Raw genomic sequence first — 12,536 nt, 5'->3', positions numbered from 1 at the left:
AAGTAAGACAAAGTAAGGCGAAGAAATAACACGGGGGATTAGCTCGGTTGGGAGAACACCATTACCAGTTTAACACCCATAAAAGTTAACAACTAAATATGGGGCTATAGTTTAGGGGGGAAATAGGTCGCTGGCAGCGATCAGTCGGCGGTTCGATTCCGCCTAGCTCCACCATACCTTATCATCAGAACGGCAGAGATGCCGTTTTTTTTTATTTTATTTTGTGCTTGGATATTTCAAATCCCTAACTGAGAACATTTGAACAGTTTAGGTATGTATGCTGAAATTCAGCAATTATTTTACATAATTACTAAAATGAAATCAAATGCTTGATTCTTTGTAACGTCACACATGCTGAGTGGACGTGGTACTAGAGGTGTAGCTAACATGCTGATCAGTAACTCTGCCGCAGTTTATCGCTAATACTGAGGCTCTTAGGGAGCTTGGGGTTGGCGATGGTGAAGAGGATCCATTAGAAGCATACACGGAAATTCAAAGCGCGATAGACAATGACCTAAAAATACATGGGCATACGCTCGTCTGGGAAAGCCAAACGATTCCGTGGCTGAACAACGCTAAGATCTCCGACTCCGACCTGACTCCGTCCAACCCAGGACTGACCGCGGCTGGGGCGTATACGAACATGAAAGACTATATTAACGCGGTTCTCACGCATTTTAGCAAGTTCAACAAGAGCAGCATGCAGAACATCATCTCGTGGGACGTCGTCAACGAAGTGATGTTGAAAAAAGCATTCGATAAGGCTACCGAAAACAACCGCACGAGCGAGAACGCGTACGATCCGAGTGCCTCCTCACTCGCACCGAATCGGCAGTTATCCTGCAACGGATTTGGAGTAAATAAAGGTTTCATTAACTAATAATGAGGATGGCGATGAGGTTGTTTCTGCGCCATCCTCATTTTGTTGTGGTCTGTTACAGCCTTCATATTTTCCAAAATGAAATAGCAATAACTACTGAATTATGTTCATTTATGAGATATATCCTTTTATTTGTATTTAGCTTGTGGTTCATAAGTTCGGATCTAATATCTTCTTTAATTTTTATAGTAGAATCTCTACTTCGTTAGGTGCCGCCCTATTAAAACGCTCATTATAATTGAAGATACGGGAAGGAGAAGTCATTCAACATCAAGATTGAAAGCGCTTTAGGTAACATCAAAATCCATTATAGGGGGAAGGACATCAAATGAGTAGACGCTTCAAACAGCTATTGCTGTCACTGTTAGCCGCTGCACTGTTAGTGCCGCAATTTTGGTATGCTCCAAATGCGAATGCAGCGAGCGCAACGATACCTGTCATCCTGTACCATGTAATCACCGATAATCCATCCGGAGATTATCAATACAGCACAGCCAACTTCAAAAAACAAATGAAGTATCTGAACGATAACGGCTATACCACCGTATCCGCGGAACAGTACGTCGACATTATCGTGAACGGGGCAACCGCTCCTTCGAAACCGATCCTGCTGACGTTCGATGACGCGACACCGGACTTTATTACAAACGCGCTTCCAGTATTGACGCAGTACAATATGAAGGCGGTATCTTTCGTCATCCAGGACAATATCGGTTCTTGGGGAATGACGCTGAGCCAATTGAACACGCTGAAAAACAACCCGAACATCAGTCTTCAAAACCATACAAAGACGCATGATCAAGCTGTATGGACGACTAGCATCACCAAAGCGACCGCGGCCGCGGAAATCCAATCCGCTAATACGTTCTTGAAAGGAATTACCGGCAAAGATCCGATCCTTCTTGCCTATCCTTACGGCAACTACAACGCGGACGTAAAAGCAGCCGCGACGGAGAACGGAATTAATGTCGGTTTCAAAGCCTGGAGCGGCGATGACGACGCCTTGGCGATGGGACGTATTCTCATTAAGAAAGACGATACTTTAAATACCTTCGCAGCCGCGATCGGCGGACCTACGCCTCCGTCACCGGAAGCGATCGGGAACGTCGTCGTTTCGAACGACTTCGAGAACGGCACGCAAGGATGGTTCAAGCGTGGTACCGAGACTGTAACGGCTTCGAACAATGCCGCTCAGAGCGGAACCGGCAGTATCTTGGTGCAAGGAAGAACGGACAACTGGAACGGCCCGGGCTTTAACCTCGCCGCCACCGGCATACTGAACAAGGAATCAGTTTACGAGCTTTCCGCATGGGTTAAACTCAAAGAGGGATCGACCGGCTCCGAGACAATCCAATTCGGCGCTCAACAGACTGGGGCATCCAACGAGTACCTGAATCCAGGCTCCGCGGCAACGGTAACAGCAGACGCATGGGTACAAGTCAAAGGCGAGTATACATACGACATGAACGCCAATGCCCTGCAAGTCTACTTACAGAGCAGCAGCAGTAAAACCGCTAGTTTCTACGTCGACGATTTCCAAGTGAAAGTCGTCAAACCGGCCGTTCTTGTCGAGAAATTCGAAAACGGCAAAAATGGGTGGACCGGCAACGGCGCTACGGCGACCGTAACGAATGCCGTACACCACTCCGGCTCGAACGCGCTTCTCGTGACGGAACGTGCCCAAAATTACCACGGCCCGAGCCTAGTGTTGACGGATACGCTTGAAAAAGGCGCGGATTACGAAATTTCCGCCTACGCCAAGCTGGATACCGGAGCGGCTTCGACGCAGCTAAAGGCATCGATTGAGCAATCCGGATTAACCGGCAACGACCAGTTTAAGCAAGTAATCGAGTTGACGACGGTCACCGACGGCGCTTGGGTGAAACTGAGCGGTACTTATACATATAACAGCGCCGCTACGGGAATTAAACTCTACTTCGAATCCGAAGACGCCGGTAAAAATACTAGCTTCGCGATCGACGACATCGTCATTCGCCAGACAAGCGCAGCTTCTCCTCCAGGATTCCTCGTCCTGTCCCAAAGCTTTGAGGATGGTCAGCTCGGCGGTTGGACGGATCTGGGATGGAACGGCACCGGTACTGCGGTAGTATCGTCCGACTACGCATCCGAGGGAACGAAATCCCTTCTGTATAAGGTCCGTTCGGACAGAAAGAGCGCCGTATCGCTTAATTTGACCAGCAAGTTGGTATCCGGTCATAAATACGATATCTCGTTCAAACTCCGGTCCGCTCAAGGAACCGATAACTACCACTTAGGCGCAAAAGTCAAATCCGGCGGTACGGATAGCTACCCATGGATTATCCAAAACCAGGTCGTTACGAACTCCGTCTGGAAGACATTCGAGGTGAAAGGCTACGAAGTACCAGCCAACACGACCGAATTCCTAGTGTGGATCGAAGCGAACAACTACGACTCAGACGAAACCGCCACGGCGAAAGCCGACTTCTATATGGACGAATTCGTAATCAAAGACGTTACGCCTGGCGCCGAGCCTGCTAGAACACCTGCAGTGCCATTCAATACCGTAACGTTCGAGGATCAATCGAATGGCGGCTTTGTCGGCCGCGCGGGAACGGAAACGTTGACCGTTACGAATGAAGCCAACCATACCGACAACGGTTCTTATGCGATGAAAGTAGCAGACCGCACCGACTCTTGGCACGGTCCGACGATTCGCGTCGAGCAGAACGTAGACAAAGGCAGCGAGTACAAAGTAACGGCATGGGTCAAGCTGATCTCGCCGACCAGCTCGCAGCTTCAGTTGTCCACGCAAGTCGGCAACGGCAGCACCGCCAGCTACAATACCATACAAGCAAAAACCGTGAGTGCTGCAGACGGATGGGTGAAGCTTGAAGGCACCTATCGTTACTCCAGCGTAGGCGACGAATTTTTGACCATTTACGTCGAGAGCTCCAGCAACAAGACTGCTTCTTTCTACATCGACGATATCAGCTTTGTGAACACGGGCTCAATCCCTATCTCCGTACAAAAAGACTTGACGCCAATCAAGACAAAGTATCAAGACGATTTCTTGATCGGCAACGCGGTATCCGCGGCGGATTTCGATGGCACTCGCCTGGAGCTTCTCAAATTGCATCATAATGTCGTAACGGCGGAAAACGCCATGAAACCGGATGCGACACAGGCGGTGAAAGGTACTTTCACTTATGCGGATTCGCTAGTCGATAAAGCGATCGCCGCAGGGATGAAAGTACACGGCCATGTGCTCGTATGGCATCAGCAGACGCCTGCGTGGATGACTACTTCGAACGGTTCACCTTTGAGCCGCGACGAGGCACTCGCCAATATGAGAACGCACATCCAAACGGTTATGACGCACTACGCTGACAAATACGGCAACAATTTGATTTCTTGGGACGTCGTCAACGAAGCGATGAACGACAATCCTTCTAATCCGACGGATTGGGTTGCTGCCCTGCGCACCTCTCCTTGGAAAACGGCGATCGGTAACGATTACGTGGAGCAAGCGTTCTTAGCGGCAAGAGAAGTGCTGGACGCAAACCCGTCTTGGGATATCAAGCTCTATTACAACGATTACAACGATGATAACCAGAACAAAGCTACGGCCATTTACAATATGGTGAAAGAGATCAACGACAAGTACGCACTTACGCATCCGGGCAAGAAGCTGATCGACGGCGTCGGCATGCAGGCGCATTATAACGTCAACACGAAGCCGGACAACGTTAAAGCGTCGTTGGAGCGGTTTATTTCCTTGGGCGTTGAGATCAGCATTACCGAGCTGGACATAACGGCCGGCAACGGCGGCACGATCACCGAAAAGGAAGCAATCGCGCAAGGCTACTTGTACGCGCAGCTATTCCAAATTTACAAAGAGCACGCCGCGAATATCGCCAGAGTCACCTTCTGGGGTCTGAACGACGCGACGAGCTGGAGAAAAGAACAACCGCCGTTGCTCTTCGATAACAACCTGCAAGCGAAACAAGCCTATTACGGCGTTATCGATCCGAGCAAGTTCATAGCGGAGCACCCGCCGGCTTCGGCAACCGCTAGTCAAACTTCCGCTAAATACGGTACGCCGGTCATAGACGGAACCATTGACGCGATCTGGAGCGATGCGCCTGAAGTCTCGATCAACAAGTTCCAGATGGCATGGCAAGGTGCACGCGGTGTAGCCAGAGCGCTCTGGGATGATCACAACCTGTATTTGCAAATCCAAGTTACTGATAATGCGGAACTGGACAGTACTAGCCCGAACGCGCATGAACAAGATTCCGTCGAAGTGTTCGTAGACGAGAATAATGGTAAGACAGCTTCCTATCAATCGGATGATGGACAATACAGAGTAAACTATATGAACCAGGCAACTTTTAATCCGTCAAGCAAAGCAGCCGGTTTCGAGTCAGCCACCTCTCTTTCCGGAACGAACTACACGGTAGAAATGAAAATACCGTTAACATCGATCACGCCGGAAAACAACATGAAGCTAGGCTTTGACGTGCAAATCAACGACGGTAAAAACGGTGCTCGTCAGAGCGTTGCCGCATGGAACGATTTGACCGGCCAAGGTTATCAAGACACGTCCGTTTTTGGAGTGCTTACGCTTTTCGGTAAGAATTCTCCTGCAACGACACCGGCGGCGCCTGCGAACGTAACGGCTTCTGCCGTGAACGCTAGCTCGATCAAGTTGAATTGGAACACCACTTCAGACACGAGCGTAACGTTCTCCGTCTATCGTGGAACGTCCGAATCCGGTTCTTTCACGGTAATCGCTTCCGGCGTACCGGTTTCCGAATTCACGGATACGGGTCTGGAGGCTTCAACGAAGTACTACTACTACGTGAAGGCAGTTAAAGGGGAATTGGTGTCGGATGCATCCACAGTTGTGACTGCAACGACGATTCCTCTGGTTGTAACGCCTCCTGAGGAGGTTTTGGCGGCACCTACGGGATTGACGGCTGATGCTCAAAGCCAATCCTCAATCAGGCTGAATTGGAACACCACTTCAGACACGAGTGTAACGTTCTCCGTCTATCGCGGAACGTCCGAATCCGGTTCTTTCACGGTAATCGCTTCCGGCGTACCGGTTTCCGAATTTACGGATACGGGTCTGGAGGCTTCAACGAAGTACTACTACTACGTGAAGGCAGTTAAAGTGGAATTGGTGTCGGATGCATCACCAGTTGTGACTGCAACAACGAGAGCCGCTTCGCCTCAGACCGGTACAGACACGCCTCCTCCGGTGACTGAACAACCGGTTGAAAACGGCCAGATCACACCAAAAGTTACCGTGAATAACGGTAAGGCATCGTCCAACATCTCTGCCGGCAATCTGCAGAAAGCGTTCGATCAAGTTGTAACTAACGCTGCAGGCAAGAAAAAAGTTACGATCGACATTCCTGCAACAGCAGGCGCAAATTCATACGACGTGCAATTGCCGCTTCAAAGCCTGAAAGATTCCGGATCGACAGTACTTGCGATCAAGACGGTGAACGGCACGGTCGAGCTTCCTGGCAACATGCTGGCAGGCACGAACGTCGGCAGCTCCGAGTTCGTATCGGTTCGCTTGGGCAAGGTCTCGACAGAAGGACTCAGCAATGACGTCCGCCAGCAAATCGGTAACCATCCGGTCATTAGCCTCGAAGTTTTGGCAGGCGACTCCGTTGTCGCTTGGAACAACCCGAACGCGCCTGTAACGGTATCCGTACCTTACACGCCGACGGCTGAAGAGCTAAGCAACCCGGATCACATCATCATCTGGTACATCGAAGGCAGCGGCAAAGCGACACCTGTGCCGAATGCCCGCTACGATGCAGCAAGCGGTACGGTCAAATTCTCGACGACTCACTTCAGTATCTATGCGGTTGCGTTCGTCGTGAAATCGTTCGGAGATCTTCAGTCCGTACCATGGGCGAAGAAAGCGATCGAAGCGATGGCATCTCGCGGCATCATTAACGGCACGAGTGAGAACGCGTACGATCCGAATGCTTCCATCAAGAGAGCGGACTTCCTGTCGCTGCTCGTTCGCGCATTGGAGCTTAAAGGTAACAATGCTTCCGTAACGATGTTCTCCGACGTGGATTCCTCCGCATACTACTACGATGCGGTCAAGATCGCTGCGCAGCTCGGCATCATTCAAGGCACGGGCAGCAATCTGTTCGATCCAAACAGCAAGATCTCGCGTCAAGACATGATGGTCATCGCGGCGCGCGCGGCGAAAGCCGCAGGCAAAGCGTTGCCGACAGGTGGCACTTTGGATGCGTTCAGCGACGAGGCATCGGTAGCTTCTTACGCGAAAGACAGCGTTGTAGCACTGGTCAATGCCGGTATCGTGCAAGGATCAAACGGCATATTGGCGCCGAACAGCTCTCTCACTCGCGCCGAAGCGGCAGTTATCCTGCAACGAATTTGGAGTAAATAAGAGTTTCAGATAGCCTAAAGAGGCTGCTCTGCAGATTGAATCTTGATATGCTCCCCATACGGTAGACAGGTGAAATAATATATAACCTGTTTGCTGTGAGGGGAGCATTTTTCATGCCCGAAAATAAAATTAGTGCCTCAGAGAAATTAGCCATCGTGCAAGAGATTGAGAGCGGTCGAATTGGATTGAAGTACGCTGTTAGTAGATTTAAACTGAGTAAAAACACGCTCGTAAAAGGGAGACAACTTTATCGGTTATCTGGTGTTATAAGTTAGGTCGTTCTATTGTTAGTTCGATTATCGAGAAGCATAAAGGAACACTCTCTAGAAAGTATAGATAAGGGGAATGATACTATGAGGCTTGATTGCATCTTATTGTTTTTTTATTGACTTGATGGTCTATACATTTCAGATCAGTGATTCTTTTTCTTGTATTAAAATCAAATAACACTGGATAAAATATGTGCAAATCATGTTGTGAGTCCTGTCTATTCCGGTAGACATGCATGTTGAAATGCGAAAAACTCGTTAAAACCAACTAGCACTATATAAATAATCAAGTCGTTAGAAGCCTTACACCCTACGACCTTAAGGGACTTCTTAATACATAGTAAGACTTAGCGGACACTTGTTCTAATCCCCTCGCATTCACCATAGTACACCAGTCCGCATCAGGGCTGGTGTGTTTTTATGTGGCCCTATTCTATGATAGGTGTCGGCTTTATAATTATAATTTCCACTATAAAGCTGTAAAAGTACGGTAGTCAGACGTTCATAAGATGGGGGTACATCGTATTAGGTAATGTTCACACTGAGCACTCGGCACATGTGGGGCGCTGTATGTCACTCGTAAGAAAGTAGTAGTTAAGAGCCGCATTTACCTGTATATTGAAGTTTGAATGTATTTGAATCTACCACTATGATCTGCATCGGTGAGTCTACTTCGTTACCCGGTATATTCTTCTTGCTTAAAACATGGGTTTGCATGTTAATTAACCGTCCGGGGGTGGACGGTTTTTTCTTACGTTCAAAAAAGGACCTCATCGTAATGTTTGTGTTCAACGCCTCGTAGATATTTGCAGGGTACATTTACCTATAATGATGATATGATTTAGATAATCGACTTACTTATTGCGCTCTTGGAGATTGGGGTTGGGTTCATAATGAGGGGTATTCTCCGATTCGGTTCTCGTTCTATCTTGCTTTATATAATTGCTGCCCTTGTTATTGGTTCGGTTGTAAGCTATGCCGTCGTCCCTGCACCGGACTCCCCTAAGTTCCAAAGTGAAAAAGGCATTCTGGATATAACGCAGGCCCATGTCAGTGAGAATCCGGTAAAGTTAAAAGGGGACTGGGCGTTCTATTGGCAAGAGCTGCTGTCGCCTGAGGACATACAGAATCGCTTAGCAAGGGACGGAAATCATGATCGCTGGATCAGCATCCCGGGGTCATGGTTAGGCTATCAATTAGATGGTCAGCAGCTGAACGGTACAGGCTTTGCAACCTTTCGGGTGGTCATAAAGCTTAGCGAGCAGGATAGGAATGAGCGGCTTGCTCTGCGGATGCCTACCATTTTTCATGCGTATAAATTATGGGTTAATGGCGAGCTGTTGGCAGAGGTTGGTGTAGTTGGTCAGGACAAGAGCAGCGTGACACCGCATCTGGCAACGAAGCTGGTGTTCTTTCAGCCCAAGAATGACAAGGTAGAGCTGGTTATGCAAGTAGCCAACTTCCATCATAAGCGAGGCGGCATCACCAAGTATATAGAGCTCGGCGGCAGTGATGTGTTAACGGTTAGGACAAATCTGAGAATCGCCGCAGAAATGTTCACCACCGCAGGCCTGCTTGTGATTGGCGTATATCATCTGCTGTTATTCGGACTGCGACGCAAAGACAGGGCTCCATTGTATTTTGGTCTGTTCACCACGTTGTCCGGTATCCGATCCTTGCTGGTCGGCGAGCTCTTACTCACACAATTGTGGCCATCTTTTCCATGGGGATTGCAGTTCAAGATCGAATACCTGATTCTTTGCAGCATTGGTTATATCATGACGATGTACTTTGATAGCATTTTTCCGAATTATGTGTCGCGTTGGTTTCATCTTGTCACGCGGATCGTTACCGGCGCATTCTGTATCGTTGTTGTGGTGACCCCTGCACTTCTATATACCAAAATGTTACTGATGATCGGTGTGATGGTTTTTCTGCATATGGTTTATCTGATGGTTGGGCTAGTCAAAGCGGCTATGCGGCGTATGGAGGGAGCGCTAATCTTCCTGCTCGTGTCGGTGGTTGGTTTAGTTACTGTCGTCAACGATTTTTTATATTACAACGAATGGTCGCTGATCGGAAATACATCTCCGCTTGGTTTGTTGGTGTTTACGATCGCACAGATGATTCTGCTTTCTTCGAGATTTACGAGGGCGGCATCGAACGAGGAGAGGATTGCACGTGAACTGCAGGATGCTAACAACAAGCTGACCGAAATGAATTTGAATTTGGAACGAACCGTGCAGGAACGCACACAGGCCCTATCCGCTGCTCATGATGATCTCCGCACGTCGTATGACCGGTTGCTTCACTCCGAGGAAGGGAGGAAGAAGCTCCTTGCCTATATAACGCACGATCTGCGTATGCCGTTGTCCAGTATGCTTGGTTATGTAGAAGCTGTGCAGGACAGGGTCAAGCCGGAACGTAATGAACAGTACTTGAAGTATATCCGGGATAACACGATAAGGGTTAACCGCATGATCGAGGAGTTGTCCTTCTTGTCGCATTTGGAGACGGGACAAGTCTCGTACCGAATGGAGCAGGTTCATGTGGTTGACTTCTTGCGCCGGTTCTATGAACAATATGAGCTAGTTGTGCGTGACGCAGGGTTGGATTTCACGCTGGATTTCAGAGATGTGGAAGATCAACGCCCTGACATGCCTGTTGTCGAAATGGATGTGCAAAGATTAGAGCAGGCATTGTTTAATATAGTGTCGAACGCGATGAAGTTTACTTCTAGCAGTGGGTCGGTGCGTATTGCATTAGCTGTTGAAGAAGAGGATCATATCCGCCGTGCAATCATTAGCGTGCAAGATTCAGGCACAGGTATTCCCCCAGAGCAGCTCGAGCAAATCTTCGATCGTAATTACAGGTATGATCGACCGGGCCTGGAGAAGGGTATAGAGGGCAGCGGGCTCGGGCTGGCGATTTGCAGGGAAATCGTCCAAGCGCATGGAGGGACGATTCGAGCGGAGAGCGACGGCAAGACGGGGGCAATATTCTATGTATCGCTTCCTTGTATTCTTGTATTGTAGAAGAAAGAAGGTGACAGCATGATGGACATGCACAAAATTATGATCGTCGATGATGATCCCAATATATGCGAGATTGTTCAGGTGTATTGCGAGCGTGAGGGCTTCATATGCTCCTACAGCTACAGCGGGGCAGAAGCCATGAAACTGCTTACGTCGTTCGAGCCGGATTTGATTGTACTGGATGTATTGTTGGCTAATGAAAACGGCATTGATTGGTGTAGGAACGCACGTTTCTACACGAATGCGCCGATCGTGTTTCTGAGCAGCCGTGAGGAGGACGAGGTCAAAATCAGCGCATTATCCTATGGCGGCGACGATTATGTGACCAAGCCGTTTAGTCCAGGAGTACTCATGGCCAAGATCAAGGCTCACCTTCGCAGAGTGTCGACGGGCAGAAGGGAACAACTGCTAGAGTTTCCGGGTTTGACGCTGGATTACTACGCACAGTCCGCCATCATGGGTAGTGAAACCATTTTTTTAACGAAAAAAGAGTTCAGTCTATTGTCCTATTTGGCACAAAACGTTAACCGTGTCGTCACTGTCGATATGTTGTTTCAGCTCATCTGGGGAATGGAGAGTCTGGAGGATACGAGAACCGTCGCTGTACACATTAGTAATTTACGTAAAAAAATCGAAGCTGACCCTGTCAATCCTGAGAGAATCATTACGATTCGGGGGGCCGGATATATGCTGGTTGCCAGAAGTGCGTTACAAGCGAGAACATAGTAGCGTTAAGGTTGGTAGTGTGACCACGACTGCCGCTAACACACTGCAGCTAGAAGGGATAGAACCAAGCTGCCTTAATTGTAGTGAGCTGAACCGTATCATAAATAGAGCGAAATCCGTGGCAGACGTTCTGGAGAGGATCCCAGACTTCATGCAAAACAACCTCCAATTCCACCTATGATAAAGTGGAGATGGAGGTTGTTTTTACACGTAAAATTAGTAATAAGTGGAAACCGAAAAGTTATAAATGGGCCTTTGGGAAAACCCCTTCGGAATTTCAGGGAATTAACGGAGCAATTGCAGTACGCCTTGCGGCTGTTGGTTCGCTTGAGCCAACATAGATTGTGCTGCTTGAGTAAGAATGTTGTTCTTAGTGAACTCCATCATTTCCTTCGCCATGTCTACATCACGGATACGCGACTCAGCGGCAGTAAGGTTTTCAGAAGCAGCTCCAAGGTTGTTAATGGTGTGATCCAAACGATTTTGGTATGCACCTAATTTGGAACGTTCGGCGGATACAGCATTAATGGAATTATCTAGTACTGCAATTGCTCCAGAAGCCTTAGTAGCATCCGAAACATCAAGGGAGTACTCAACATTAACGTTATTAGTGCCATTATTGGTTTGTTTCGTAGTTGTCCAAGCAGCACCCGTAATCACATTTCCATTTTTATCTTTAATTACTGCAGATGTATCAGAAGAAGTTAACCCGAGAGCACTTGCACGCATGTCTGTAACATTCATGGACAAGGACTGACCTTGGTTTGCTCCGACTTGCATCGACAAGGATTTGTCCTCAACACCACCTTCAACTGTAAAAGCGGCTTGACCATTCGTTTTTGCGCCAATATTTACTTTGAGGCCATTTCCAAAATCGATCGTGGAGTTGGCTGCAATATCAGATTTCTTAGTTGTATCACCAGTTGTTGTGTTTGTCAGCGTAGCGGTTTTTGTTGTTGCAGCAGTAACGCTAAATCCATGTGTAGTAGGGCCAGTAAGTGTACCGATAGTAAGATCTACGCCATTACCCAGGTTATAAGTGCCGCCATCCTCAAACGTTAAAGTTTGCGTGCCAACCACAACGCCGCCATTGGCATCGTGGACTGTTGCAGTATAAGCATTTGCGGTACCAATGGTAAGGTCAAAAGTGTTAGAAGCGCTATACGTTGTACTATCAGCACGTGTATCAATGCTTACTCCGT

6 protein-coding genes and 1 tRNA gene are annotated in these 12,536 nt (G+C 48.4%); 6 read left to right on the top strand and 1 reads right to left on the bottom strand.

The genetic code is table 11. The features are described from left to right. Positions 1–100 precede the first annotated feature (100 nt). The 6 genes from AC1DSE_RS19310 (at position 101) to AC1DSE_RS19285 (ending at position 11,334) form a co-directional block, all read left to right on the top strand. Positions 101–174, top strand: a tRNA-Ala gene (locus AC1DSE_RS19310). Between the two features lie 229 nt (positions 175–403). Next, a complete protein-coding gene (locus tag AC1DSE_RS19305) occupies positions 404–880 on the top strand; it encodes an endo-1,4-beta-xylanase (RefSeq protein WP_477509333.1) in 477 nt (158 codons plus the stop codon). A 328-nt stretch (positions 881–1,208) separates the two neighbouring features. Further along, positions 1,209–7,304, top strand: coding sequence for an endo-1,4-beta-xylanase (locus AC1DSE_RS19300; RefSeq protein WP_477528046.1), 6,096 nt, complete (start codon positions 1,209–1,211; stop codon positions 7,302–7,304). A 113-nt stretch (positions 7,305–7,417) separates the two neighbouring features. After that, entirely contained in the window at positions 7,418–7,579 is a 162-nt protein-coding gene (locus AC1DSE_RS19295) for a hypothetical protein (RefSeq protein WP_477509244.1), read from the top strand. 887 nt (positions 7,580–8,466) lie between these two features. Next, positions 8,467–10,608 (top strand): sensor histidine kinase, encoded by a 2,142-nt coding sequence (locus AC1DSE_RS19290; protein ID WP_477509243.1) that lies wholly within the window; start codon positions 8,467–8,469, stop codon positions 10,606–10,608. A gap of 18 nt (positions 10,609–10,626) precedes the next feature. Next, positions 10,627–11,334 carry a response regulator transcription factor gene (locus AC1DSE_RS19285; RefSeq protein ID WP_477509242.1) on the top strand — a complete coding sequence of 236 codons (708 nt, stop codon included), beginning with the start codon at positions 10,627–10,629 and terminating at the stop codon, positions 11,332–11,334. 285 nt (positions 11,335–11,619) lie between these two features. On the opposite strand, the gene AC1DSE_RS19280 is transcribed toward AC1DSE_RS19285, so the two are convergent. Further along, the coding region (locus tag AC1DSE_RS19280) for a flagellin (protein ID WP_477528045.1) at positions 11,620–12,536 on the bottom strand (917 nt) is incomplete at its 5' end.

It is taken from the genome of Paenibacillus sp. 01L418 (assembly GCF_056400045.1).
The sequence above is the reverse complement of the archived record's forward strand: the minus strand, read 5'-3'. Positions and strand labels throughout refer to the sequence as shown.